Below are 25,891 nucleotides of genomic sequence, written 5' to 3'. Positions count from 1 at the left end.
CTCAGCCATCGAGCCGGCTGATGGCTGAGCCGACCCGCTTCCTGCTGGACACTCGTGTACTGCTCTGGAGCCTCGACGCGCCGGAGCGCCTTTCGGATGACACCCGCGAGGCTATTCAGGGCGCCCGCCACGCGGTCTTCGTCAGCACAGCATCCCGTTCTGGTTACGGGTACACTCAAATCTGATGGGCCGCTGTTCTGAGTTCAGTCACCTCGAGGCACTGGGTAGTGAGCATACTCAGGCGAAGTGCTATGAGAGTCTGGAGTCCAGGTCATGATCCAGAGCGATGATCTCTCAGGACCTTCAAGACTTTTCCAGCCCGCCACAGCCCCGGCACACAGAAGGCCATCACAGTGGCCAACCAAATGTATAAGCCCAGTTGCACATCACCCTCGCTAGCCAGGACCGTACCTGGTAGCGCCCTGGTATACTTGAGCGCGATAGTGTCTCCCACTTCTGTTCTCACTCCGATATCATAAGCCAATCTTAATTTATTAACGTATCTTTTATCGTCTACAATGTACTCGACTCTAATATTTATTCTTCCTCCTGTATCCTCCTTGCTTATAACCAATCCATCTATGCTATCACCGGTTGTATGAACAAAAATAACCGACACTAACCTGTAGGCCATCCACAGGAGAAGCAGAAGTGACCCTAAGCCTCCCACCAGTAGAGTAATACTATCTCTTATCCTATTGGCCATCACCGTTAACGACAAGGGAAGGGGCTGCTGCTAATCACGCGCGACTCGCTCATGCAGCAGTACGCCGCGTCGTGGATAACGGCCTAGTGGCTCTAAGAGCCTTTCTCAAATACGAGGAAGTGCTGGCAGGGCAGAAAGCCTTTCATCTTGACCCACCGCAGCCTTTGCCGCTTACAGCCGGTCTTCTTCGCCCGGCTCCACGTCTGGGGCTTTCGCCAACACCGCGAGTAGCTTCTCTCGGCTCCCGTGCTTGGCACGCTCGGCGAGGTAGCCCGCCGTCGCCAGCGACGCCACCTTTTCCGCGAGCGCGAGCGCGACAAACTCGCCGACCGACACCCCCTCTCGAGCAGCCAGCGCTTCGACCTGCTCCTGAAGCGAACGCGGAATGTTCAGGCTAAGCGTGTTCATGGCACTGCTCCGATCTTTTGGAGGAAAGCTCTGGGATCGATCACGCCAACACCGAACTGCTCGGCTCCGACGAAGTCTCTCCGGTCGTATGTGACGATGTAGTCGCACCCGGCAGCGACGGCAAGTTCCAACACGTGCTCGTCGCCAGCGTCGCGTAGGTACGGTCGCCACGAAAAGTAGATCCGGTGCGGGACGGCGAGCGCACACAGCGCGTCCACCACATCGCCGACATCCTCCTGCGAAAGACCCAACTCCTCTCGCTGACGCGCCAGCACCGCTTCATACTCCAGCGCGAGCGGCACGGCGAGGTGTATGTCGAACGCACCTGTCCCGACGAGCGACACCAGCTTGGACGACGCACCGCGCCGAGACCGTTGCGCGCTGACGATGACGTTCGTGTCAAGGACGATCTGCGGCGTGCTCATCGGAAGCGACTCAGCCTGTTCACTTCTCGAACACCAGGAAGTGCTGCCGGGGCAGGAAGCCTTTGGTCTCGACGTGCCGCAGCCCAACAGCTTCCAGCTCAAGCCGGACCTGCGCCTCGGTCATCTTGTGGAGCGGCTTGATCGGGACCGTCGGGTCCTCGCCTCGGTACTCGATCAGGACGACGCGTCCGCCGGGGCGGAGCGACCGGACGATGCCCTGCATCATCTCGCGCGGGTGCGAGAACTCGTGGTACGCGTCGACGATCAGCACCGCATCGACCTCGCCGTCGGGCAGGTTGGGATCGTCGATGTAGCCCTGCACCGGCACGACGTTGTCGCGCCCGGCCTGCGCGGCGCGGGCCTCGATGATGCCCAGCATCTCGGGCTGAATGTCGACGGCGTAGACCCCGCCTTCGGGCACGCGGTCCGCGATGCGGAAGGCGAAGTAGCCCGTCCCCGCTCCGATGTCCGCCACCACGTCGTCCGGCGCGAGGCCAAGTGAATCCACGACGCGGTCGGGCTGCTCGGTCTCGGCGCGGTCCGAGCGCTCGAGCCAGGCCGCGCCCCGGTGCCCCATCACCTGGGATATCTCGCGGCCCATGTAGAAGACGCCGATTCCGTCGCGGCTGGCCGAGCCCACGGTGTAGACCGTCGTGTCGCGCGGCACCTCGTCCGCCGCACTAGCCGCCTCCGCAGGCGCTGCGCGGGCGAGGTCCTCGGCCGTGTCCGGCCCGCAACCGGGCGTGAGCAGCAGAACAGCGACGAGCAGGGCAGCGTGATGGATCATGGCACCCGTGGGGACGCAGCGCGTTGCGCCCTCGTTCGAGGTTGTTGGAGCGGTGACGCAACATACGCCGCCGCCCGGCAGTCCGGTGCAACAGGCACTTCGCCGTACCTCACGCACGGGGCCTGATTGTCTGCTCTCGGTGCCGTCCGTCGGCAGCCTGCCGGCAGCCGCTCGCTGCCCGGGTAGCCCGTTATATTCCCTCCTCTGCTCTCTCGACTCCGCTTCTCTCTCCCCGACTCGATGGCGACCACCCAGACCTCCGCAGGCGGCGACGGCAGCACCACGAACGGTGCGGCCGACAGCCTTGAAACCTACATCGCGCATTACCCCACCTGGGCCAAGACGCTCGCCCGGCGCTACTTCACCAAGACGATCAACCAGTTCGTCCTACACGGCAACGTCCGCGACCTCGTCCCGGCCGAGGAGGCCGACGGGGAGCAGGCGTTCGTCCCGCTCCGCGAGTTCCTCGCGCGCGACCTCTTCGCCGGGCGCGACATCGTGCTCTTCTACGACCGCTCCTCCGGCATCCACTTCGGCGACAAGGCCAGCCAGGCCGACTTCAACCGGGCACTCTCGGGCTACGACACCATCTTCGGGACCGAGTACGCGAAGAAGCTCCCGAAGGACCCGGTCCGCGTCTTCTCCGTCCTCGACAACTACTTCCGCCTCCGCATCGCCGACGGCAAGCGCATCGCCTGCCTCGTCGACTACGCCGAGACGATCGTCCCGATGGCCGAGGCGGCGAGCTACTCGTCCGAGGACCGCAACGCGCTCGTCTTCCTCCAGCGCTGGAGCCACGACCCGCACCTCCTCAAGGCCGACTTCACGCTCGTCCTCGTCGCCGAGAACCTGAACGACCTCAACCGGCAGCTCATCCAGAGTCCCTACACCGAGGAGATCCAGATCGACCTCCCGGACGAGGCCGGGCGCAAGGGGTTCGTCCGCTGGATGCTCCGCGACGGGCGCAGCGCGGCGTTCAAAAAGCGGAGCGAGGTCAGTCAGACCGCCCTCGCCTCGAATACCGCCGGGCTCGGGTTCGTCCAGCTTCGGACGATCCTGGCCGACGTGCTCGAAAACGGCCGCCGCCTCACCTTCGAGCGCCTGACCGAGCGTAAGAAAGAGCTGATCGAGGCCGAGGCCTACGGGCTGCTCGAATTTGTCCACACCGACTTTACGCTCGACCTCGTGGCCGGGCACGGCGAGGCGAAGGCCCATCTCCGCGACGCCGCCCGCGCCATCCGCCAGGGCCGCCCGGACGTGATGCCGATGGGCTACCTCATCGCCGGACCGGTCGGGACCGGCAAAACGTTTCTGATCACCTGCTTCTCGGGCGAGATCGGAATTCCGATGGTGAAGCTCAAGAACTTCCGCAGCCAGTGGCAGGGCGTCACCGAGGGCAACCTCGAAAAGATCCTCAACCTGCTCCGGGCGATGAACCCGGTCGCGGTGATGATCGACGAGGCCGACGCCGCGCTCGGCGACCGCAACGCCTCCGGCGACAGCGGGGTCTCGTCGCGCGTCTTCGGGCAGATCGCCCAGGCGATGAGCGACACGCGCTACCGGGGCCGGATCATCTGGTTCCTCGTCACCGCCCGACCGGACCTGATGCCGGTCGACCTCAAGCGGCAGGGCCGCGCCGAGGAGCACATCGCGCTCTTCTACCCATCCACGCGCGAGGCGCGCGAGGAGCTGCTGGAGGTCATGATGAAGCGCACCGGCGTCGCGCTCCCGGTGGACGGCGTGCCCCACACGCTCCTCAACGGCGAGCGCACGCTCAGCGGGGCCGACATGGAGGCGCTCTTCACCCGCGCCAAGTTCCGCGCTGCCGCCGAGACCGACGGACGCAAAAAGGCCGAGGTGACCCCGGAGATCGTGCAGGACGTTGTGGACGACTTCATCCCGCCGACGTACCCGCTGCAGGTCGAACTCCAGGCCCTCGTCGCGGTGCTCGAATGCACGAGCCGGGCGATGCTGCCGGAGCGCTACCGGGAACTGGAGCGCGAGCAGATTGTCCGGCGCGTGGAAGAACTCAAGGCACTCATCGGGGACCGATAAGCGCCGCGCGACTACGCTGCGTGTGTATTTGCGCGGCCCGCTATTTTTTCTTCTTGTCGCGCAGCGCGATCAGGGTTTTGTATAGATCGTAGGAGATCAATACGGCATACGGGTCGTTGTTCTTCTGGATGAGGATACCGCTCTTCATTTTCTTGGCCTGCTCCACGAGTCCAGAGGTGTCCGAGCGGAGCTCTGTGATCGTGGCGACGGCTTCGATGCCTTCGGTGCTGTACATCTCGTTTCAGGATAGGGTGGGGGGATGGTGTGCACCGCGTTTCCGGCTGAGGCTGCGAAATCGCGCTGCGCGTTTACGGTACATCTAAACTACCACAGCTAGTGTTCTAGTACTAGTTTCCATGAGCAGGAAAGATTACTCAGGCAGCCCATGTGGCTGTATGAGAAAGAATTTAGCTTCGCCGCATCACGCGCAGTGCACGGTAGCTCTCGATGGACGACTGCACATATGTTCATCTTGACACTTATACTCCCCACGCCTATCCCCTCCCCATAATGCTCCTTTGCCGCGTAACTGGAACAGTCGTATCTACCCAAAAGAGCATCTCTTTATGCCCGTCTACATTACTCGTCGTTCGGCGTGTAGATACGGAGGGGGTGCTGGTCGGGACCGCGGAGTGGCTCGCACTCGACCCTGGCTTCGACGCCGGTGTGGGCGACGCGGTGATCGTGGCGAGAGAAGGCGCGGTAGTGGCACAACTCATGGGGGACAACTCGTCAGGCAGCGTACCGGCTAATGTCATCGTCATCGGCGTAGTCGACGACTGGTCGGTTATCGGCGGCACCGTGTGAAGTTTGAGCAGGATCGGATCGCGCGGGTGAACTGCGCCGAGAGCGTCGGTTACAAATCGCCGCACGCGGCTATCTTCCGGCGTGCCCCTCACCTAGACGCCCTGCACTATGGCTACCCCCTCCTACGACATCGTCGTCATCGGCTCCGGCCCCGGCGGCTACGAGACCGCGATCCGCGCCACTCAGCTCGGCTTCAAGACGGCCGTCATCGAGAAGAACAAGCTCGGCGGCGTCTGCCTCAACATCGGCTGCATCCCGACGAAGGCGCTCCTCAAGAGTGCCGAGATCATGGCCCAGCTGAACCACCTCGGCGACTACGGCCTGAGCTTCGGCGGCGACGGAGCCGACGCCTCGTTCGGCACGCCGGACTTCGCGGCGGTCGTCCAGCGCTCGCGCGGCGTGGCAGACAAGATGAACAAGGGTGTCCAGTTTCTCATGAAGAAGAACAAGGTCGACGTCATCATGGGCAAGGCCACCCTCAAGGGCGGCGGCAAAATCGCCGTCGAGCCCTCGGAGACGATGGACGGCGAAACCGTCGGCGAGAAGGGCGAGGTCGAGGCGAAGCACATCATCATCGCCACCGGTGCCCGCGCCCGCGAGATCCCGCCGCTCCCAGTCGACGGCAAGAAGGTGGTCGACTACAAGGAGGCGATGCTCCAGACCGAGCGGCCGGAGTCGCTCCTGATCGTCGGGGCCGGCGCGATCGGGGTCGAGTTCGCCTACGTGTACCACCACATGGGGACCGACGTGACGATCGTCGAGGTGCAGGACCGGCTCGTGCCCGTCGAGGACAGGGACGTGTCGAAGGAGTTGGAGCGGACCTACAAGAAGATGGGCATCACGATCATGACCGGCGTCCAGCTCGATGAGGTCAACACGAAGGGCAAGAAGGTCAAGGCGACGCTGACGACCAAGAAAGGCAAGGAGACGCTGGAGTTCGACCAGGTGCTCTCGGCCGTCGGCGTGGTCGGCAACGTCGAGGGGATCGGGCTCGAGGAGGTCGGCGTGAAGGTCGAGCGCGGGGCGATCCAGGTGGACGAGTTCTTCCGCACGGGCGTCGACGGCATCTACGCGATCGGCGACGTGATCGGCGCGCCGTGGCTCGCGCACGTCGCCAGCCACGAGGGCATCACCTGCGTCGAGAAGATCGCGCAGGAGGCGGGCAACACCGAGGTCCATCCGCACCCGGTCGACTACAACAACGTCCCCGGCTGCACCTACTGCCAGCCGCAGATCGGATCCGTCGGCTACACCGAGGAGGCCGCGAAGGAGGCAGGCTACGAGGTGAAGGTCGGCAAATTCCCGTTCAGCGCCTCCGGTAAGGCCGCCGCGATTGGCGACACGACGGGCTTCGTCAAGGTCGTCTTCGACGCCAAGTACGATGAGTGGCTCGGCTGCCACATCATCGGCCACGAGGCGACCGAGATGATCGCCGAGGCGGTGACGGCGCGGACGCTGGAGACGACGGCCCACGAGGTGATGTCGGCCATGCACCCGCACCCGACGCTCTCCGAGGCCGTGATGGAAGCTACCCGCGCCGCCTACGGCATGCCGATCAACATGTAGGCTGTTGGCTTTCGGCTACCGGCTCTCAGCCCCCGGTGCTCGCTGCGCCGGGGGCTTCGTCGTCTGCGTCGAGGTCGGCGAGCCAACCTTGGACCATCTCTACCTTGTCCGGTATACCGATCTGCCGGTAAAGCGCCAACGCCTGTTTCCAGTAATCCCGTGCCCCGTCGAAGTCGCTCCGTGTCTGGAGCACGACGCCGAGACTGCCGTAGTGGTTCGCCATGCCTTCGGGGCGACCGAGACGCTCATCGAGTTCCAGCGCCTTCCGGTACATCGCCTCCGCACCGTCGAGGTCCCCACGCGCCTTGAGCACGTTGCCGAGGTTGCCGTAGTCGCTCGCCATGCCTTCGGGGCGACCGAGACGCTCATCGAGTTCCAGCGCCTTCCGGTACATCGCCTCCGCACCGTCAAGGTCACCCCGAGCACGGAGCACAAGACCCAGATTACCGTAGTTGCTTGCGATACCTTCGAGCCGACCTAACTGCTCATCGAGTTTCAGCGCCTTCCGGTACATCGCCTCCGCACCGTCAAGATCGCCCCGCTCGCTAAGCACGACGCCGAGGTTTCCGTATTGGATAGCCATGCCTTCAAGGCTGCCTAGCTGCTCGTCGATTTCTAGGCTCCTCCGGTACATTGCCTCTGCCCCGTCGAGGTCGCCCCGCGTCTTAAGGATGTTGCCGAGGTTGCCGTAGTGGTTCGCCATGCCTTCGAGGCTGCCTGACTGCTCGTCGATCTTCAGTCTCCTCCGGTGCATCGCCTCCGCACCATCGAGGTCCCCGCGTGTCTGGAGCACGAGGCCGAGGTTGCCGTAGTTGATCGCCATTCCCTCAAGGCTACCTAGCTGCTCGTCGATCTCCAGTGCCTTCCGGTGCATCGCCTCCGCACCGCCGAGGTCCCCGCGCGTCTGGAGCACGACGCCGAGGTTACTGTACCCCATTGCGAGCACACTTTGGTCCCCACTCTCCTCGCCTAGCTCGATCACTCGCTCGAACATCGCTTCGGCCTGCGCCAGCCTCCCAATTCTCCTGAGAAAGAGGCCATAGGTATTGATGGCATCGGGGCCATCCCCACGAACGACCGCGCGGGCGAACAGCGCCTCGGCCTCCACCAACTCTCCAGCATCGGCATGGCGCTGTGCCCGCTCTACGAGTTCTGCGGTGTCGGTCGGTTCAGGCTGTGTCGGTTCCGCTGGCGGCTCGGCATCGGGATCCGGTGGCGTGGAATGCTCCTTCTTTGGCCCGCCGCCCTCGTGACCGCGCAACCAAGCGCCGAGCTTGGTTCGGAGCGCGTCTTTAAACCCGTCTAGCTCGTCGAACTCCCGATACAGCAGGTCTCGCTCTACCTGCTTCTTGAAGTTGAGCACCCGCTGAAGCTGCTGGCCGGGGTCGCTGAGCTGCTTCGGGTCTACGGCCTTGAAGCAGCAGAAGATGTCGCGCATGTCGTCGCCCGCATCCTGCAAGCACTCGGTCGCTACGTTGTATTCCTCTTCGGTGCCGGAGGTGTACCCGCGATACTCGTCTGTGCCGGGGTCGGCAGGCGGCGTCCCCCACCGGTCCCAGAGCAGCAGGACGAAAAAATCGCACGCGCGGACCTGTTCGTTGATGAGGCGCTGCGGACGCCCCACCCCACCTGGATTCACCTCCCATCCGACAGGGATGAAGTGCACACCACGCGCGTTGGCTTCCTGCTCGTTGTACTTCTGAAGCACATCGCGGAACGCACGGCGCTCTGCGTTCAACTCACCAGGCGAGGCGATAAATACGTTGTATGCGGCAAGGTTCTTGGGCATCGAGCTGGCATTTCTGGACACCCTAAGCTACCGGTCCCGGTGTTGAAACGTGGGCCTTCTCTCCACTACCCGCCTTAGACCCGCCCCACCTCGTGGATGCCGCGAATGATCGTGGCGCGCTACTCCTTCTTGAGCAGGATATTGCCGTAGTAGGCCTTCGCCTGGCCGCCGGTGTTGTCGGCGTCGGTCATCACCGCGATGCCGGAGATCGGCGGCGGCTCTTCGCCGAAGGCGCGGCGGTAGTCCTCGGCGATGTTGCGCCGCTCGTTCTGCCAGGTGCCGAGGCCCGCCGGGCCGCTCTGCACCGGTACCATCATCACCCAGTCTGTGTAGGCGTTGGGGACGATCTGCGTCTCGCCGGCCTTGTTGGCCCAGACGTAGGTAAGGGCGCGGATCGGGATATCGCCGGGGACGAGGGCGTTGATCGCCCGGTACTTGAGCCGCTCGCCGAACGACAGGTTGCCCACGTCGTAGTCGAAGGTGATGTAGATGCGCGCCGGGTAGTCGTCGCCGTCCTTGCGGCTGATGTCGCCGTCAGCGAGGACATTCTCGGCCTTCCACCGCCATTCGAGGATGGGAAACTGCTCGGTCGGCAGGTTGAGGCGGCGGATGAGGCCGGAGGCGGAGTCGTCGGCGTTGGCCTCCAGCACGGTCGTGTCGCCGTCGCGGACGAGGGCGTAGGTGCTGCGGTCGGCGTCGCCGAGTTCCATCGGCTCCCACCCGTCGGGCAGGTCTCCGGGCGTGCCCTGGGCGAAGTTGCCAACGGTGATGGTAGCAGCAGCCCAGCCTGCGGCGACGAGCATGATCGTGGCGAAGAGGAGCGCGGCGAGTCGAGTGTGCATCGTAGCGGGACCGGTAGTGAGGCAGGTGTAGATCAGCCTCTCCAACTTCCGCCATGCCTAGCGTGTTCGGTGGAGAGTGCTCACGTTTTGTTCACTCTTTGTTCCTACTCCCGGCATGCTGCCCTCGTCTCATCGAGCAGACACAGGCCGGCGCTGAGTTGGTCCTGCGAGGTCGGGACGAAGGAGCGGCTAAGCCGGTAGCCGGCCCCGAAGAAGCCGAACCCGTTCTCCACGTTCGAGAACGTCCCCGGCTCGACGAGCACCTCGGGGTCGAACACACCGCCTGCGTCGTCGACGTTCCACGTCTCGTCCGAGACGAACACGCTGACCTCGAAGGCGAGCAGCCCGACCTGCCCGGACGCCGAGGTGGCGATGAGCCGCCGCACGTCGGAGACGAACGGGATGGCGACGCGCCACCCGCCGGGGACGCGCTCGGCGAGGCTCGTGTGGCGGACGACCTGGAAGCGCGGAACGTCGCCGATGAACGTGTAGCGCGCCTCAATGCCAGAGAGCCGGGGCGCGGCCTGCACGCCGACGACGTAGGCAGGGCTTGCATCGACGATCGCGCGCGGGAGCGAGTCGAGCGCGGTCAGCGGCGGGACCGTCACGGCGGCCGCGGTGGTCGCTCCGTCGGAGCGCGTCACGTCGAGGCGGTAGGCGGCTTCGTGATCGGCGCGGAAGGGCGCGAAGAAAACGTGGCCCTGGGTACCGTTGTCGTACTGGACGAGGGAGTCTCGCCAAGCGCGCGTCTCGCCGCTCGCGAGGTGCGTCGAGGTCACCGCCGCGTCTATCGTCTCGGGGCCGAGCGCGTCGATCGTCTCGGCGACGGCGATGACACGGACGGCCTGGGTGTCCGCCGTGGGATCGAGGTGGCCGAGGAGCGTGAACGGGCGCTCCGTCCCCACCGTAGGCGCAATCGTCTCGTCGCAGGCCGCGAGCGCGACGGTGGCGAGGAGCAGGAAGAGTCGGTGCAGCACGGGCATAGCCGAGCGTGGGCTAGTCGACGTCGAGGCGGAGGCCGAACGATGGGAGGAGCGGGAGCTGGTCTGCCCGGCGGAGCGTGAACACGTCGTAGTAGAACAGGTTGGCGCGGTCGTAGGCGTTGACGAGTCCGGCGTGGACCGTGAGGTCGGCCGCGCGGAGGTCGAACCGGCGTTCGACGGAGAGGTCGAGCCGGTGGTAGGCCGGCAGGACGGCGTTGAACGGCTGCTCGTAGATCACCCGGTCGGCGGCCGGCGTCTCGAAGACGTCCACGCCGCCGTCGAGGAGGATCCACCGGTCGAACCCGAGGGCGCGGCTGAAGGGCAGCCCGCTCCCGAACTGCCACCGCGCCGCGAGGTCGAACCCGGCAATGCGCGCGCTCACGAGGGCGCTCACCTGGTGGCGGCGGTCGTGGGTCGGGCGGTAGTCGAGCGTCTCGACGCCGTACCAGACGGGAATCTGAGCTTGCTGCGCGGTGTAGCGGACCGAGCCGAGGCTGTAGGCGAGCGAGCCGTAGAGCGTGCCCCGCCGGGCTTCGGCGCGGACCTCCAGACCCTGGGCCCGGCCGTCGGCAGGCTGGAGGTTGGTCGTGAAGCGCGGGTAGGCCGTCCACTCGGCGACCGAGAGGCCCGAGAGCCACTTGAGGTAGCCCTCGACGGAGAGCGTGAGGCCGGGCGCGGGGAGGACGCGGTACCCGGCGAGGGCGTGGACCGCCCCGGCGACCTCGCCCGACGGGGTCGGCGTCCAGGCCGTGAACACGCCGGCCGCGTCGCGCCGGTCGCTGACGCCGACGACCTCCTGGTGGTACCACCCGCCGGCGAGGCTGACCTCGTGGCGGCCGCGCTGCCAGCGCGCACGCAGGCGCGGCTCGGCGAAGGTCTCGCCCAGGCTCGGGAAGGTATGGACGCGCAGCCCCGGCGTCACCGTCAGGCCGCGCCCGACCTGGAACTCGGGCTCGACGTACAGCCCGGCGTCGGTGAGGACGCGCCGCTCGTCGACCCCAGGGCCGAGCCGGCTCTGGAGGCGCGTCGTCCCAGCGAAGATCCCGCTGCGCACCTGGGTCGTCCGGCCGTACTGCGTGACCTCCATCCGGCTCGTCCACTTCTCGACGAACGACTCCCGCTCGGGGAACGTCAGGCCGGGCGGGCCGAGTTCGGTGTCGAGGCGCGAGACGGCGACCGTGATCTCCCCGCGGATCGGGCTGAGGCCGGGAAGGAAGAGGTAGCGCGCGCCCACCCCGAGGTTGCGCCAGGCGATCTCGGGCGGCGGCGGCTGGCCGGGTACCGCGTCGCGGATCGTCCCTCGGTCCCATGTGTGGAGGCCGGTCACCGAAAGCTGCGAGTTCGCCACGAGCCGGGCGTGGACTTTGGCAAACACGTCGCCGAACTGGTACGGGAGCGGCTCGCCGACGAGCCGCGCGGCCCCCTGCTCGATGACGGAGACGCGCCCCGAGGCCAGCACCGACACCCGGTCACGGACGAGTGGAAACTCTGCCTGCCCCCCGCTCACGAACGGGGCCGCGCTCGCCGAGGCCGCTACGCGCCGCGCACTGCCGTTGCGCGATGCCACGTCGAGCACGGACGAGAGCCGCCCGCCGAAGCGCCCGCCGAAGCCGCCGGCGTAGAGGTCGGCTCGGCGGACGAGGTCGGCCGGGAAGGCAGAGTAGAAGCCCAGGATGTGGAACGGCTGGTAGAGCGGGATGCCATCGAGGAGGACAAGGTTCTGGCTCGGCTCGCCACCGCGGACGAAGAACTGGCCTCCGCTCTCCCCCGTCGTGACGACGCCGGGGAGTGTGGTGAGGTAGGCTGCGAGGTCGCCCGAGACGTCGGGCATCGGGACACGCTCGATGTCGGCCGCCTCGATAGGCCGGAGGCCGGCCTGGAAGCCGGCCCGCTCGGTCTCGACGACGAGTTCGTCGAGGAGGGCGTCGGTAGGTTGGAGCGCGATGTCATGGAGCCGGTTCTCCCCGGCGGCGAAGGCGAGCGTGTCGGCGTAGGCTTCGTACCCCACGAACGAGGCGCGGAGGCGGTAGCGGCCCGGCGGGAAGCGCGCGAGGACGTAGAGCCCGTCGCCGTCGGCGGCCGTCCCGAGCGTCGGCCCGTCGCCGAGGGATTCCAGCGTCACGCTCGCCCCTGGTAGCGCCAAGCCATCCTCGGCGTCGACGACGAACCCCCGGACGGCAGCCGGTTGGGCCTGGCTCGCCGCGCCCCCGAGCAGGGCGAGGAGTACCGGCAGGAGGTAGCGGAAGGCGCGCACGCGGGGCACAGGCAGCGGAGGATAGACCTCGCAAAGTACCATGCTCCGGCCTAGCCGTCAGGGCAGTCTACCGTCCCTGCTACGCCGCCGACTCGGCCGGTTCCAGGAGCCCCTCGGCTTCGGCCCAGGCCCGCAGGCCGGCCTCGTCCCGAAGCGCCGCCGGGACCCTCACCTCGACCTCGACGAAGAGCGCGCCTGTGGCGTCTTTCGTCTGGACGCCCTGGCCTTTGAGCCGGAGCCGCTCGCCGGGCTGGGTGCCGGGCGGGATCGTCACCTTGATCGTCTTGCCGTAGGCCGTCGTGATCGCCCGCGTCGTGCCGAGCAGGGCTTCGGCGACGTTGATCGTGGCCGTCGTGACGAGGTTGGGGCCGTCGCGCTGGAAGCGCGGGTCGGGGCGGACGTTGAAGGTGAGGTAGAGGTCGCCGCGCGTGCCGGTCGGGCCGGGCTGGCCTTTGCCGCGCAGCCGGACCCGCGTCCCGTCGGCGACACCCTTCGGGATCGTGATGCGGACTTTCTCGCCGCCGGGCAAACCCACCTCCGTCTTTCCGCCCTTCAGTGCCTCCTCGAATGAGAGGCCGAGCCGGGTTTCCACGTCGCCGCCCTTGACGTCGTGCTGCGCGCCGCCGAACGGGCTCGCCCCACCGCCTCCGAAGAACTGACCGAAGAGATCGCCCAGCCCGCCGAAGCCGCCCAGGCCGTCGTCCGACGTGAAGCCGCCGGGGTCGACGCGGATGCGCGTTCCGTCTGGCGTTTGATAGTACCCCTCGCTCTCGCCCTGCCCAAACCCCTGGAAGCCGCGCCCGCCGAACGGGTTGCGGCGCATCTGGTCGTACTGCTTGCGCTTCGTCGCGTCGCCGAGCGCGTCGTAGGCTTCCTGCACCGCCTTGAACTGTTCCTCGGCCCCGGCGTCGTCCGGGTTGCGGTCCGGGTGGTACTCGCGGGCGAGCTTGCGGTACGCCTTCTTGATCTCGGCAGCCGAGGCGTCTTCGCTGACGCCGAGGGTGTCGTAGTAGTCGGGGAGAGACGGCATGGACGTGCGCTAGTGTGTCGACCTGGCACCGCCTGTTTGAGTTTCTAGTTCCTGGTTCTTCGTTTCTCGTTCGGTAGACCCGAGACCCGACCGCTCCAACTAGAAACTGCGCGTTAGCGCATCGCGGCCTCGACGTCGGCGACCGACTTCGGGATGGCAGGGCCGAGGACGCGCGGGCCGGCGTCGGTGCAGAGCACGTCGTCTTCGATGCGGATGCCGCCGAAGCCGCGGAAGGCGTCGAGGGCATCGTAGTCGATGAACGCCGCGTGGCGGCCTTCGGTCTGCCAGCGGTCGATGAGCGGCGGGATGAAGTAGCACCCCGGCTCAATCGTCATGACGTGGCCTGGTTCGAGGTCGCGTCCGAAGCGAAGGAAGGCGAGGCCGAACTGATCGCTGCGCGGAGCGCCGTCGGGATAGGCGACCGCGTCGCCGAGGTCGTGGAGGTCGTGCACGTCGAGCCCGAGCGGATGGCCGAGGCCGTGGGGGAGAAAGAGCGCGTGCGCCCCGGCTTCTACGGCGTCGTCTACATCCCCTTTCATCAGGCCGAGGTCCTTGAGGCCGGCGGCGAGGGTACGGGCGGCCGCGAGGTGGAGGGCGCGGAAGTTCGCGCCGGGCCGGACGCCTTCGATGGCCTCTTCCTCGGCGCGGAGCACGATCTCGTAGACGGCCCGCTGCCGGTCCGTGAACGTGCCGCTGACGGGGATCGTCCGGGTGATATCGGACGCGTAGCCCTCGGCGGTCTCGACGCCGGAGTCGAGCAGGAGAAGCTGCCCCTCGCGGAGCGTGTTGCCGCGGGCGTGGTTGTGGAGCACCTCGCCGCGCACCGTCGTGATCGGCTCGAACGAGGCCGACATCCCGTGGCGGTGGGCGGCGGCGAGCATCGCTGCGTGCACCTCGGCTTCGCCCCGTCCGGGCCGGGCGACCCGCATCGCCTCGGCCACCATCTCGGCCGACACCCCGAGCGCGGCTTCGATCTCGGCGACCTCGCCCGCGTCCTTCGCCAGCCGCTGCTCCCCGAGCGCCCGCACCAGCACTTCCGACGCCCCCTCGCGCACCGCCTCGACTGGCTCGCCGAGGAGGTCGGCGAGGGCGAGGAGCATGCCGGGCATAAACGGCGGCGGGTAGTGGACGCCTCGCCCCTGCCGCTTCGCCTCGGCCAGCACACCCCGGAGATCGCCGGCGTCGCGGAGCGTGTCGATCCCGGCTTCGTCGGCGTGGTCCTCGGGCGACGGGTGCGGCCCGTGCCAGAGGAGGTCGTCGAACGTGTCCGGCGGCGCGAAGAGCGCGTCGGTGCCCGTGTCGGCGTCGAGCACGAGCGCGACGCCCGGCTGCCGGGTGCCAGAGAGGTAGAGGACGTGCGAGGACTGCCGGAAGGGGTGCGGGTTGTCAGCGTTGCGCCAGACCGTCCCGGTGCCCGGGATCAGGATCAGCCCGCTGCCGACGGCCTCGCGGAGTTGGGCGCGGCGGGCGCGGAAGGTGTCGGCGGCAAACCGGCGGCTGATCGAGGCGGCTTCGGGGTGGACCATGTCGGCGGACAGAGAACGGTGGACGGAGAACAGAAGATAGCCGCCACGCCTCTGTCACCGGATCGCCCGGCCGATGCGCTCGAAGCGCGGGCTGCCCTCCTCGTCGTCCCACGAGAAATAGACCAGGACGGCCTTGCCGACGAGGTGGTCGCGGGGGACGAAGCCCCAGCGGCGGCTGTCGGACGAGTCGTCGCGGTTGTCGCCGAGGACGAAGTAGTAGTCCTGCTCGGGCGTGTACGCCGTCACGATCTCGCCGTCGATCTCGAACCGGCCGTCGGCGAGGCGGCGGGCGGTGTGGCCCTCGTGGCGCTCGATCACGTCGCGTAGCACCGGCCAGGTCGCGCCGTCAAGCTGCACCGTCTGCCCGCGCTTCGGGACGGCGACCGGCCCGTAGGCGTCGAGCGACTGCTGCGTGCCTGCCGGAAAGAGCAGCGGGTCTTTCTCCGCAATCGCAGGGCGGAGGTCGAGCACGGCGTCCCACGCCGCGACGGCCTCGGCCTGGCCCAGCGTCATCCGCACGCGCCACAGGCCCTCGGCCTCGCGCACAGGCCGGTGCCGGACCCCGGCCTCGCCGAAGCGGTCGAGCGAAAACGCCGGCTGCGCATCGACCGTCACGAGCCAGTCGGCCAGCATGCCCGGCCCGAGCGGCGTGTGCTCAGCACCCACGCGCAGTTCTTTGCCGGTGATTGACACCGTGTCGCCCGGCAGGCCCGCGACCCGCTTGATGTAGGGCGTCCGCCGCTCCACCGGCCCGCGCTCCGACGGGTGGTTGAAGACGACCACGTCGCCGCGCTCAACGTGTGCGAAGCCCGGCAGCCGGAGCGAGGGCAGCGTGACGCCGGCGAGGTAGCGCTCGGAGAACGGGAGGCCGAGGGTCGCCGGCGTGCGCGGCCCGTAGTGCAGCTTCGAGACGAGCAGGAAGTCGCCGACGCGGAGGTTCTCCTCCATCGAGGCCGTCGGGATGCGGAAAGCCTCGGCGACGAAGAGGCGGAGGCCGAGCGCCACGCCGAGGGCGAGCGCGGTGACAAGCAGCAGCGGCCGCACGCGACCCCAGAGCCGGCTCCGCCCGGCCGGCGGGGGCGAGGGCTCGGTCGCGGTCGTCATCGGATCGGCTGGAGGCCGCGCAGGCGGGGCAGGAAGAAGCGCTCCGTGTCGAGCGAGAAGAACACGAGCACGGCCTTGCCGACGAGGTGGTCGTGGGGGACGAAGCCCCAGAACCGGCTGTCCTGCGAGTTGTCGCGGTTGTCGCCCATCGCGAAGTAGTAGTCCTGCGCGAAGGTGTACGAGTCCGCGATCTCGCCGTCGATGCGGAACCGCCCGTCGGCGAGCGCTTCGGCCTGGTGGCCTTCGTGGCGAGTGATGACCTCGCGCAGCACGGGCCAGGACGCGGCCGTCAGCGCGACCGTCTCGCCGGCCTTCGGCACGGCGAGGGGGCCGTAGTTGTCGCGGTTGAAGCCGCTGCCGGCCGGGAAGATGCCGTCCGTCCGCTGGCCCTCGGGGAAGGCGTAGCCCTCGACCGAGGCGACGTACGGCAGCGCCCTCAGCGCCTCGGCCGCCTGCGGCGTGGCGGTGACGATCACCCGGTTCGTGTTCGGGACCGGCCCGAGGAGGTCGGCCCCGGCCTCTTCGACGCGGGCGCGGGGCACGCCTGCGTTGCCGGAGGGCGAGACCTCCCACCACTGCTGCTGCGTCTCGCTGAGCAGGTAGCGCTCGCCGCCCACGTAGAGCACCTTGTCGAGCAGCCGCACCGTGTCGCCCGGCATCCCGACGAGGCGCTTGATGTAGGGCGTCCGCCGCTCGATGGGCCCCGTCTCCGGCGGGTAGTTGAAGACCGCCACGTCGCCGCGCTTGACCTCGGAGAAGCCCGGCAGGCGCGTCTGCGGCAGCTCGACGCCCGGCAGGCACGGCTTGCCGATGAACGGGACGCAGATCGTGTTCGGCGTGCGGGCCCCGTAGTGGACCTTCGAGACGAACAGAAAGTCGCCGACAAGGAGCGTGTCCTCCATCGACGGCGTCGGGATGCGGAACGGCTCGACGAGGAAGGCGCGGACGACGAGCACGATGAGGATGGCCCAGCCCCAGAACCGCAGGGTCTCTTTCCAACCCTCCTTCCGCTTGCCGCCTTTCGCGCCGGCTTTGCCGTTGCGGGCGGCCTCGCGCTCGGCCTTGCGCTTGGCGCGGGCGGCCTCGCGCTCGCGTGCGGCTTTCTTCTTCGTTTGGGTCGGAGTGCTCAACGGACGGGGGCCGAAAGGTGAATACGGTCGGACAGGCGGCTAGCGGAACAGGTACCACTGCCCCGTCCCGGAGCGCCGCCGCGCCCAGCGCGGGCGCTCGATCTCGACCACATAATACTCGTCCCCGTCATACCCAGTGCGCACCCACTGGTTGCGCTCGCGGATTTGGTAGTAGTCGACGTAGGGCATGAGCGGGCGTGGGCGCAGCAGCACCGCGGTCAGGTCGCGCTTGAGGGGCCCCAGGTGCGGCTTGTGCTCGAAGTCGCCCGCGAGCACGAGGCCACGGCCGTACGGCCCGTCGATGTCGAGCGCGACGAACGGAATCGAGTCGTTAACGACGAACCAGTACTCAAATTGCACGAAGCTGCTGCCCTCGAAGCCCCGAACGCCGCGGGCGACGGCCGTCCGCGTCGGCGCGCCGAAGTGCGTGTTCAGGCGCGCACGCAGCTCCGGCGTCGGGATCGTGTCGAGCGGGGTGAAGAAGGTCATGCCCTCGACCGTCCAGAGCGCCTCGCGGAAGCGGTCCAGGAACGCTCCCTGCTCGCTCGGCGCGACGCGGTCCCACGCGATCTCGGTGAGCGGCACCGGCTCGGGCTCGGGTGCTGCTTCGACCGCAGGCCGGACCGGCGGAAACGAGTCCACGGCGACGCGGGGCGTGCGGCTTCGGGGGAGCCACCAGAACAGGAGCGAGGCCGACGCGCTGGGCTCGGCATCCGGCGCGATCTCCACCGGCCCCCACGCCTCCGTCGCCAGGCCCATTTCGGCGACGAGCTCGGCGCTCCGCACCGCCGCCCGCTGCGCCTGCAGTTCTTCGGCGAGGGTTTGGGCCCGAGCGGCTGGGACCAGCATGAGGAAGAGAAGTGCGGTAGGGGTTTGATTAATCAAACCCCTACGAAGCATGCCCCGACGCCGCGCCATCCTCACCCCTCGTCCATCGAGAGCACCGCGAGGAAGGCTTCCTGCGGGACCTCGACCGAGCCGACCTGCTTCATGCGCCGCTTGCCCTCCTTCTGCTTTTCGAGGAGCTTGCGCTTGCGCGTGATGTCGCCGCCGTAGCACTTGGCCGTCACGTCCTTGCGCAGCGCCTTGACCGTCTCGCGGGCGATGACCTTGTTGCCGATCGCGGCCTGGATCGCCACGTCGTAGAGCTGCTTCGGGATGAGCTGGCGGAGCTTGGCTGTCAGCTTGCGGCCCATCTCGTACGCCTTCTCGCGGTGGACGATCGTCGAGAGCGCGTCGACGGGGTCGCCGTTGAGGAGGACGTCGAGCTTGACGAGGTTGGAGGTCCGCTCGTTGAGAACCTCGTAGTCGAGACTCGCATAGCCCCGGCTGACGGACTTGAGCTTGTCGTAGAAGTCGAAGACGACCTCGCCGAGCGGGAGTTCGTACTGGAGGTCGACGCGCTCGGTGTCGAGGTAGTTGGTGTTGACGTAGCTCCCGCGGCGGTCCTGGCACAGCGTCATCAGCGAGCCGATGTAGTCCGTCGGGGTGATGATCTGCGCCCGGATGTAGGGCTCGCGGATCTCGGCGATGCTGCCGATAGGCGGGAGCTCGCTCGGGCTGGAGACCTCGGTCGTCGAGCCGTCGGTGAGTTCGACCGTGTAGCGGACGTTGGGGAGCGTCGTGATGATGTCGAGGTCGAACTCGCGGTCGAGGCGCTCCTGGACAATCTCCATGTGGAGCATCCCGAGGAAGCCGACGCGGAAGCCGAAGCCGAGTGCAGCGCTCGTCTCGGGCTCGTAGGTGAGCGCGGCGTCGTTGAGCTGGAGCTTGTCGAGCGAGGCGCGGAGGTCCTCGAAGTCGGCCGAGTCCGTCGGGTAGATGCCGGAGAAGACCATCGGCTTGACCTCGCGGAAGCCGGGGACCGGCGCGGCGGCGGGCCGCTTGGGATTCGTGATCGTGTCGCCGACGCGGGCGTCGCGCACGTCCTTGACGCTGCCGATGACGTAGCCGACCTCGCCGGCGCGGAGCGTCTTGACCTTCTCCATCCCGAGCTTGAGCACGCCGATCTCCTCGGCGAAGTACCGCTTGTCGGTCGCCATGAAGAGGATCGGGTCGCCCTGGTCGAGGGTCCCGTCGACGATGCGGACGTAGGCGACGGCGCCCCGGTACTGGTCGAAGACCGAGTCGAAGATCGCGCCCTGGAGCGGGGCCTCGGGATTGCCGCTCGGCGGCGGGATGCGGTCGACGACGGCTTCGAGCACGCCCTCGATCCCCATGCCGGTCTTCGCGCTGACGTGGAGCACGTCCTCCGGCTCGCCGCCGATGAGGTCGGTGACGGTCTGGGCGACGAGCTCCGGGCGGGCACTCGGCAGGTCGATCTTGTTGAGGACCGGGATGATTTCGAGGTCGACGTTGATCGCCTGGTAGAGGTTGGCGATCGTCTGCGCCTCGATCCCCTGCGCGGCGTCGACGACGAGGATCGCGCCCTCGCACGCGTTGAGCGCGCGGCTGACCTCGTAGGAGAAGTCGACGTGCCCCGGCGTGTCGATCAGGTTGAGGACGTACTCCTCCCCGTCGGCCGCGGTGTAGTTCATCCGGATCGCGTGGCTCTTGATCGTGATGCCGCGCTCGCGCTCGAGGTCCATCGAGTCGAGGACCTGGTCCTGCATCTCGCGCTTGGAGAGCGTGCCCGTAGCCTCCAGCATCCGGTCGGCCAGGGTGCTCTTCCCGTGGTCGATGTGGGCGATGATGCAGAAGTTGCGGATGCGCTGCTGGTCCACCAGGCGTCGGGAGTCTAGGAGTCGGGCGTCGAGGGTCCGGGGTCAACCGCACGGTGCGGCGGCAGTTCGACCGGGGCCGTGAATATACCGACGAACCCGGCCGGCTTCCGGGGCTAGGCCCCCTGCCGCTCCCTCACCCGTCCCTAGCTTCCAGCCTCACTCCCACGCCGAATTCGATGCGACGCTGCGCCTTTCTGACGACAGACGCGCTCGACGCCTTCGTCACCTACGACCGCCTCCTCCACGACCCGCTCGCCCGGCGCGGCTGGCAGGTCGACGAAGTCTCGTGGCGCGCCGAGGCCGACTGGGACGTGTACGAGGCCGTCGTCGTCCGCTCGCCGTGGGACTACCACGCCGAGCCGGAGGCGTTCTTCGCCGTCCTGGAAGCGATTGACCGCTCGGCGGCGCGCCTGGAGAACCCGCTCGCGCTGATGCGCTGGAACGCGCGCAAGACCTACCTCCGCGACCTCGAAGCGCGCGGCTTCCCCATCGTCCCCACCCGGTGGCTGGGCCGGCTCAACGCGGCTGACCTCCCGGTGCTCTACGACGCCTTCGGCACGGACGAACTGGTCGTCAAACCGGTCGTCGGGGCGAACGCGGACGACACGTTTCGGCTGCCGCGCGGCGCACCGTCCGGTAAGGCCCTCAGCCTGTTTGCGGACCGGGCGTGCCTGGTGCAGCCGTTCGTCCCGGCCGTCGTGCGCGAGGGCGAGTTTTCGCTGTTTTACTTCGGCGACGCCTACAGCCACGCCATCCTCAAGACGCCCGCGTCCGGCGACTTCCGCGTGCAGGAGGAGCACGGCAGCACCCTCCGCGCGGCTACGCCGGAGCCGGCGCTGCGCGCGGTCTCCGACGCCATCTTCGCCAGCCTCACCCCGCGCCCACTCTACGCCCGGACTGACTTCGTGCGCCTCGACCGTGTGAGCCGTGATGGGGGCTTCGCGCTGATGGAGGTCGAGCTGATCGAGCCGTCGCTCTACTTCCCCTACGACGCGGCCTCGCCCGAGCGCTTCGCCGACGCCTTCGCTGAGCGGATGGGCGACTAAAACCTGTTGCAAAGGCGCCTGTCGTAGCGAGCGGAGCGGAGCGATCTCCCGACGTAAGCACTCCCGAGGAGGTTGCCACGTCGCTACGGGACAAGTCCCTTCGCTTCTCGCAACGACAAGCTGCGGAGTTCTACCACCACTTTTAGGCTTCCGGCGGCGCGGTCTTCGGCGCGGCCGGCTCCTCCACCGCCGACGGCTCCGCGACCGGCGGCGCGTCGAGCGTCACCGGCTCGGCCGCAGCCGGTACGGCGGGATCGGCCAGCGGGGCCTCTGCTTTCTCTGCCTCCGCTTTCTCCGCTTCGGCCGCCCGCACGAGGCCCTCGTGGAAGCGCCGCTGGAAGACGATGATCGCCGCGACGCCGACCACGATTGCCATGTCGGCGACGTTCCAGATCGGGAACAGGGCGAGGAAGTTGCCGCCGAAGAACGGGATCCACTCGGGGAGGAAACCGCGCCAGAGGTCGACGTGGATGAAGTCCACGACCTCGCCGTGGAAGAGCCGGCCGGTGCCGCCGCCGGTGATGCCGAGGACACCGTAGAAGACGCGGTCGATGATGTTGCCGAACGCCCCGCCGATGATGAGCGCGAGCGAGAGCCGGTAGCCCCACGGTCCCTTGCGTACCACCCACAGGTAGATGACGATCAGGACCGTCGCGGCAATCGAGAAGAGCGTCAGAAAGAGCTTCGAGCCGAGCTCCAGCCCGAAGGCCATGCCGGGGTTCGTCGTGTAGGTCAGCTTGAGCACGTCGCCGACCAGGGGGATCGACTCGCCGGTGAACATCGACGTGTGGATCCACAGCTTCGTGAGCTGGTCGACGACGAGGATGGCGAACGAGACCCAGAGAACGCGCATTCGATTTCGGATTCGGGACTGGAGATTTTCGATTGTACAGGCTTCCCAATCGCAAATCGGCAATCAGAAATCTAAAATCGGACTACTTTTGCTTGCGCTTCGCGTCGATGGAGATCTCGGTGTGGGGTACGGCGCGGAGGCGCTCTTTGGCGATCGGCTTGCCGGTGACCTTGCAGACGCCGTAAGTCTTGTTCTCGATCCGTTCGAGGGCGCGCTCCAGGTAGCCGACGTACTTCTGCTGCCGGGCGATCATCAGGTAGAGCTTCTCGCGCTCCATCGCGTCGGTGCCGGCGTCGGCCATGTGGAAGCTGTAGGCGGAGTCGCTCTCGTGCTCGCGCGCGTCCTCGATCTGCGCCCGCATCGCCTCGATGTCTTCGACGGCGCTGTCGCGCTTCTGGATGATGAGGTCGCCGAACTCGGCGAGCTCCTCGTCCGAGAACGGTGTCCGCCGCTGCGTGCCGTTAGCCTCGGGGGCCGGGGTTCCGCTCACGTCTTCGCTCTTGCTCATAGCATGGGCCGGCGGCGTGCGCCGGCAATCAATTAGATGGGTCAGCTAGATGGGGTCAGCGCCGTTCGGCAGCGGCGGTCTCTTCCGCCCCGACCCGGCGGACGCCGATCTCGACCGGCTCGCCGCCGATCTCGAAGGTTTCCACCGCGTCGCCGCTCGGCACGTCCGAGGCGCTCAGCCGCTCGGCCAGCGTCTCGTTCCGAATGGTGTCGGCGTGGGCGCGAATGGCGTCTGCCAACGCGTCCGGGGCGCGGAAGGTAACGAAAATCCGGTCCGCCACCGCGAACGCGGCGGTCTTGCGCAAGTTCTGAACCCGGTTGACGAACTCGCGCATGACGCCCTCGTCGCGCAGCGCGTCCGTGATGGTCGTGTCGAGAGCGACGGTCACCGGTCCTTCTTGCCCGACGAGGTGGCCCTCGATCCCTTCGCTTGCGATGTCGATGTCGCCTGGCCTGAACGCAACGGCCTCGCGGGTCCCGCTGGGACCCTCCAGGTCGAGCGTGAGCGAACCCTCGGTTTCGTAGCGGCTGATGGCGTCGGCACCGAGGGCGCGGATGGCTGCATTCGCGGCTTTCATCAGCGGCCCGAGCCGGCGCCCGAGCGCCTTGAAGTTGGGCCTGGCCGACTTCGCCACGAGGCCGCTGTCCGAACGGGTGGCGTCGATCCGCTTGACGTTGACCTCGTCGAGGACGATGCCTTCGACCGAGCGCAGGGTCGCTTCGTCGACGCCTGCCGTCCCGGTGACGACCGAGAGCGCGCCGAGCGGCTGCCGGACGTTGATTCCGGCCTCGTTGCGGAGCGCGAGCGTGATGGAGGCGACGGTCCGGGCGAGCGCCATCCGGTCTTCGAGCGCGGCGTCGACGGCGGCCTCATCCACCGCTGGAAAATCGGCGAGGTGAACGGAGGCCGGCGCGTCGTCCGAGCGGAGCGCACCCCACAGCCACTCGGCGTAGAACGGCGCGAGCGGAGCCATCAGCTTGGCGAGCGTCGTCAGGCACTCGTAGGTGGTTTCATAGGCCGCTCGTTTGTCCACATCCATCGAGTGGGGGTCGGATGACCCCTTCCAGAAGCGGCGGCGGCTGCGGCGGAGGTACCAGTTCGAGAGGTCGTCGGCGAAGGTCTCCATCGCCCGCGCGGCCTGCGTCGGGTGGTACGCACCGAAGGCGGCGTCGACGGCCCCGACGGTCGTGCCCAGGCGCGAGAGGATCCAGCGGTCGAGCTCGGTGCGCTCGGCGAGCGGCGTGGGGTCGCCGCCGTAGGCGAAGCCGTCGAGGTTCGCGTAGGTGGCGAAGAAGCTGTAGGTGTTGGTGACGGTCGAGAAGAACTTGCGCTTGGTCTCCTCGACGGCGCGGTCGGAGTAGCGGAGGCTCTCCCACGGCGCGCTCGCGCTCATCAGCGTCCACCGCACCGGGTCGGCCCCGTGGCGGTCAATCGTGGCGAAGGGATCGACCGTGTTGCCCTTTGTCTTGGACATCTTCTCGCCCTTCTCGTCGAGGACGAGGCCGTTGACGACGACGTTTTTGTAGGCGACCGAGTCCTCGACGAGCGCGGCAATCGCGTGAAGCGTGTAGAACCACCCGCGCGTCTGGTCGACCCCCTCGGCGATGAAGTCGGCGGGGAAGTTGCGCGCGAACGTCTCGTGGTTCTCAAACGGGTAGTGCCACTGCGCGAACGGCATCGCCCCGGAGTCGAACCAGACGTCGATCAGGTCGGGGACGCGGCGGTAGGTCCCGCCGCCGGGCGCGGGCCAGGTGATCTCGTCCACGAACGGCCGGTGCAGGTCGACCACGCTGTCGCGCAGCACCGCCTTCTCGCGCAGCTCGCCGAGCGAGCCGATCACGACGTAGTCGTCGGGGTCGCGGTCGCTCACCCAGACCGGGAGCGGGGTACCCCAGTAGCGCATCCGGCTGAGCGCCCAGTCGACGTTCCCCTCCAGCCACTGCCCGAAGCGCCCGGTCCCGATGCCCTCCGGCTGCCAGTTGATGGTCTGGTTGAGTTCGACGAGGCGGTCCTTGATCGCGGTCGTGCGGATGAACCAGCTCTCGACCGGGTACGACATCAGCGGCGTGCCCTTGCGCCAGTCGTGGGGGTAGTTGTGGAGGTAGGTCTCGTGGCGGTAGAGCAGGCCGCGCTCGCGCAGGTCGCGGGCGAGCGCCTTGTCGGCGTCCTTGAACCACTGCCCTTCGACGAGCGGCATGGCGTCGGTGAAGCGTCCGTCCGGGGTGACCGGGTTGAAGAGCGGCAGGTCCTCGCGCTGCCCGACCACGAAGTCGTCCGCGCCGAAAGCGGGGGCCATATGGACGATCCCAGTACCGTCCTCGGTCGAGACGAAGTGCGCGGGGACGACGCGCCACGCCCGGTCGGCCTCGGGGTGATCGGCAAAGGTGTCGAAGACGGGCCGGTAGGTCTTGCCGACGAGGTCGCGGCCGGTGATCCGCTCGACGACCTCGTGCTCGCCGCCGAGGGTGCCGAGCAGCGCTTCGGCGAGGTACAGAAACTCTTCCCCGCTTCCGTTCTTCCCCGCTTCCGCTCTTTCAGCCCGCACCTTCACGTAGTCGATCCCCTCCCCGACCGCGAGCGCCGTGTTCGAGACGAGCGTCCACGGCGTCGTGGTCCACGCGAGGAAGGAGGTGTCCGGCTCGCCCTCGACCGGGAAGCGGACGTAGACCGAGGGGTCCTGCACCTCCTCGTAGCCCAGCGAGACCTCGTGCGACGAGAGCACCGTCCCCGAGCCGGGGCTGTACCACTGGATCTTGTGGCCCCGGTAGAGGAACGACTCGCCGTCAGCAGTCTGCCGCTCGGCGATGGCTTTGAGGAGCGCCCAGACGGACTCGATGTAGTCGTTCTCGAAGGTGATGTACGGGTCCGAGAGGTCGACCCAGTAGCCCATGCGCCGCGTGAGGTCGTCCCAGAGGTCTTTGTACCGGAGGACGCTCTCGCGGCAGGCGGCGTTGTACGCCTCGATGGAGATTTTTCCGTCCGGCCCGATCTCGTGCCGCCCCTCCAGCCCGAGCGCCTTCTCGACCTCGATCTCGACCGGCAGGCCGTGGGTGTCCCAGCCGCCTTTGCGGTCGACGCGGAAGCCCTTCATCGTGCGGTAGCGGCAGAAGAGGTCCTTGATCGTCCGGGCCATCACATGGTGGATGCCCGGCTTGCCGTTCGCCGTCGGCGGGCCCTCGTAGAAGACGAAGTGGGGCGCGCCCTCACGCTGGGCGAGGCTCTGGGCGAACACGTCGTGCTGGTCCCACCACTGGAGCGTCTGCTCCTCGGCGGCGGCGTGGTCGAATCCTTTGGCGTCGGGGTAGCGCGGCATGGGCTGTGGGGCGAAAAAGGGGGCCTGGAAGATACG

General features: G+C 67.6%; 22 protein-coding genes. 5 read left to right on the top strand and 17 right to left on the bottom strand.

Annotated elements, in window-relative coordinates; all coding sequences use genetic code 11:
* Positions 1 to 20: 20 nt before the first annotated feature.
* On the top strand, positions 21 to 185 hold the full coding sequence (locus AAGI91_01830) for a hypothetical protein (GenBank protein ID MEM1041344.1): 165 nt from the start codon (positions 21 to 23) through the stop codon (positions 183 to 185).
* Between the two features lie 692 nt (positions 186 to 877).
* On the opposite strand, the gene AAGI91_01825 is transcribed toward AAGI91_01830, so the two are convergent.
* Genes AAGI91_01825 through AAGI91_01815 form a run of 3 tightly spaced genes read right to left on the bottom strand, consistent with a single transcriptional unit; the run spans position 878 to position 2,326 of the window.
* Complete coding sequence (locus tag AAGI91_01825) at positions 878 to 1,114, bottom strand: toxin-antitoxin system HicB family antitoxin (GenBank protein MEM1041343.1); 237 nt, start codon at positions 1,112 to 1,114, stop codon at positions 878 to 880.
* Complete coding sequence (locus tag AAGI91_01820; GenBank protein MEM1041342.1) at positions 1,111 to 1,539, bottom strand: putative toxin-antitoxin system toxin component, PIN family; 429 nt, start codon at positions 1,537 to 1,539, stop codon at positions 1,111 to 1,113. Before AAGI91_01820 ends, AAGI91_01825 begins: the two co-directional genes overlap by 4 nt.
* Before the next feature lie 19 nt (positions 1,540 to 1,558).
* Positions 1,559 to 2,326: a class I SAM-dependent methyltransferase gene (locus tag AAGI91_01815; protein ID MEM1041341.1), complete on the bottom strand. Its 768-nt coding sequence runs from the start codon at positions 2,324 to 2,326 to the stop codon at positions 1,559 to 1,561.
* 240 nt (positions 2,327 to 2,566) lie between these two features.
* Here AAGI91_01815 and AAGI91_01810 point away from each other — a divergent pair, with 240 nt between their 5' ends.
* Complete coding sequence (locus tag AAGI91_01810) at positions 2,567 to 4,381, top strand: AAA family ATPase (protein ID MEM1041340.1); 1,815 nt, start codon at positions 2,567 to 2,569, stop codon at positions 4,379 to 4,381.
* Positions 4,382 to 4,421: 40 nt separating this feature from the next.
* Here the strand turns inward: AAGI91_01810 and AAGI91_01805 are convergent, their stop codons facing one another.
* Positions 4,422 to 4,616: a type II toxin-antitoxin system Phd/YefM family antitoxin gene (locus AAGI91_01805; protein ID MEM1041339.1), complete on the bottom strand. Its 195-nt coding sequence runs from the start codon at positions 4,614 to 4,616 to the stop codon at positions 4,422 to 4,424.
* Positions 4,617 to 4,828: 212 nt separating this feature from the next.
* On the opposite strand from AAGI91_01805, the gene AAGI91_01800 reads away from it, so the two are divergent.
* Positions 4,829 to 5,188: a EutN/CcmL family microcompartment protein gene (locus AAGI91_01800; GenBank protein ID MEM1041338.1), complete on the top strand. Its 360-nt coding sequence runs from the start codon at positions 4,829 to 4,831 to the stop codon at positions 5,186 to 5,188.
* A 108-nt stretch (positions 5,189 to 5,296) separates the two neighbouring features.
* Complete coding sequence (lpdA, locus tag AAGI91_01795) at positions 5,297 to 6,754, top strand: dihydrolipoyl dehydrogenase (protein ID MEM1041337.1); 1,458 nt, start codon at positions 5,297 to 5,299, stop codon at positions 6,752 to 6,754.
* Positions 6,755 to 6,779: 25 nt separating this feature from the next.
* On the opposite strand, the gene AAGI91_01790 is transcribed toward lpdA, so the two are convergent.
* The 10 genes from AAGI91_01790 to lepA form a co-directional block, all read right to left on the bottom strand.
* On the bottom strand, positions 6,780 to 8,543 hold the full coding sequence (locus AAGI91_01790) for a tetratricopeptide repeat protein (protein ID MEM1041336.1): 1,764 nt from the start codon (positions 8,541 to 8,543) through the stop codon (positions 6,780 to 6,782).
* Positions 8,544 to 8,662: 119 nt separating this feature from the next.
* Positions 8,663 to 9,385, bottom strand: coding sequence for a DUF3047 domain-containing protein (locus AAGI91_01785; GenBank protein ID MEM1041335.1), 723 nt, complete (start codon positions 9,383 to 9,385; stop codon positions 8,663 to 8,665).
* 104 nt (positions 9,386 to 9,489) lie between these two features.
* On the bottom strand, positions 9,490 to 10,368 hold the full coding sequence (locus tag AAGI91_01780; GenBank protein MEM1041334.1) for a hypothetical protein: 879 nt from the start codon (positions 10,366 to 10,368) through the stop codon (positions 9,490 to 9,492).
* A 13-nt stretch (positions 10,369 to 10,381) separates the two neighbouring features.
* Positions 10,382 to 12,631: a TonB-dependent receptor gene (locus AAGI91_01775; GenBank protein MEM1041333.1), complete on the bottom strand. Its 2,250-nt coding sequence runs from the start codon at positions 12,629 to 12,631 to the stop codon at positions 10,382 to 10,384.
* Positions 12,632 to 12,701: 70 nt separating this feature from the next.
* A complete protein-coding gene (locus tag AAGI91_01770; protein MEM1041332.1) occupies positions 12,702 to 13,652 on the bottom strand; it encodes a DnaJ C-terminal domain-containing protein in 951 nt (316 codons plus the stop codon).
* Between the two features lie 113 nt (positions 13,653 to 13,765).
* Positions 13,766 to 15,178 carry an aminopeptidase P family protein gene (locus AAGI91_01765; protein MEM1041331.1) on the bottom strand — a complete coding sequence of 471 codons (1,413 nt, stop codon included), beginning with the start codon at positions 15,176 to 15,178 and terminating at the stop codon, positions 13,766 to 13,768.
* 54 nt (positions 15,179 to 15,232) lie between these two features.
* Positions 15,233 to 16,282: a signal peptidase I gene (gene lepB, locus AAGI91_01760; protein MEM1041330.1), complete on the bottom strand. Its 1,050-nt coding sequence runs from the start codon at positions 16,280 to 16,282 to the stop codon at positions 15,233 to 15,235.
* Positions 16,279 to 17,412: a signal peptidase I gene (lepB, locus tag AAGI91_01755; protein MEM1041329.1), complete on the bottom strand. Its 1,134-nt coding sequence runs from the start codon at positions 17,410 to 17,412 to the stop codon at positions 16,279 to 16,281. The genes lepB (AAGI91_01760) and lepB (AAGI91_01755) overlap by 4 nt, the downstream gene beginning before the upstream one ends.
* Before the next feature lie 39 nt (positions 17,413 to 17,451).
* Positions 17,452 to 18,261: a hypothetical protein gene (locus tag AAGI91_01750; protein ID MEM1041328.1), complete on the bottom strand. Its 810-nt coding sequence runs from the start codon at positions 18,259 to 18,261 to the stop codon at positions 17,452 to 17,454.
* A 71-nt stretch (positions 18,262 to 18,332) separates the two neighbouring features.
* Complete coding sequence (gene lepA / locus AAGI91_01745) at positions 18,333 to 20,135, bottom strand: translation elongation factor 4 (GenBank protein ID MEM1041327.1); 1,803 nt, start codon at positions 20,133 to 20,135, stop codon at positions 18,333 to 18,335.
* A 176-nt stretch (positions 20,136 to 20,311) separates the two neighbouring features.
* Here lepA and AAGI91_01740 point away from each other — a divergent pair, with 176 nt between their 5' ends.
* A complete protein-coding gene (locus AAGI91_01740; protein ID MEM1041326.1) occupies positions 20,312 to 21,181 on the top strand; it encodes a hypothetical protein in 870 nt (289 codons plus the stop codon).
* 142 nt (positions 21,182 to 21,323) lie between these two features.
* Here the strand turns inward: AAGI91_01740 and AAGI91_01735 are convergent, their stop codons facing one another.
* The 3 genes from AAGI91_01735 to ileS form a co-directional block, all read right to left on the bottom strand.
* Positions 21,324 to 22,034 (bottom strand): signal peptidase II, encoded by a 711-nt coding sequence (locus tag AAGI91_01735; GenBank protein ID MEM1041325.1) that lies wholly within the window; start codon positions 22,032 to 22,034, stop codon positions 21,324 to 21,326.
* Positions 22,035 to 22,116: 82 nt separating this feature from the next.
* Complete coding sequence (locus AAGI91_01730; GenBank protein ID MEM1041324.1) at positions 22,117 to 22,542, bottom strand: TraR/DksA C4-type zinc finger protein; 426 nt, start codon at positions 22,540 to 22,542, stop codon at positions 22,117 to 22,119.
* Between the two features lie 55 nt (positions 22,543 to 22,597).
* Positions 22,598 to 25,855: an isoleucine--tRNA ligase gene (gene ileS / locus AAGI91_01725; GenBank protein ID MEM1041323.1), complete on the bottom strand. Its 3,258-nt coding sequence runs from the start codon at positions 25,853 to 25,855 to the stop codon at positions 22,598 to 22,600.
* Between the last annotated feature and the right edge of the window lie 36 nt (positions 25,856 to 25,891).

It is taken from the genome of Bacteroidota bacterium, from assembly GCA_038746285.1.
Lineage (GTDB): Bacteria > Bacteroidota > Rhodothermia > Rhodothermales > JANQRZ01 > JANQRZ01.
Note: the sequence above shows the minus strand (reverse complement) of the source record. Positions and strands in the feature narration are given on the sequence as shown.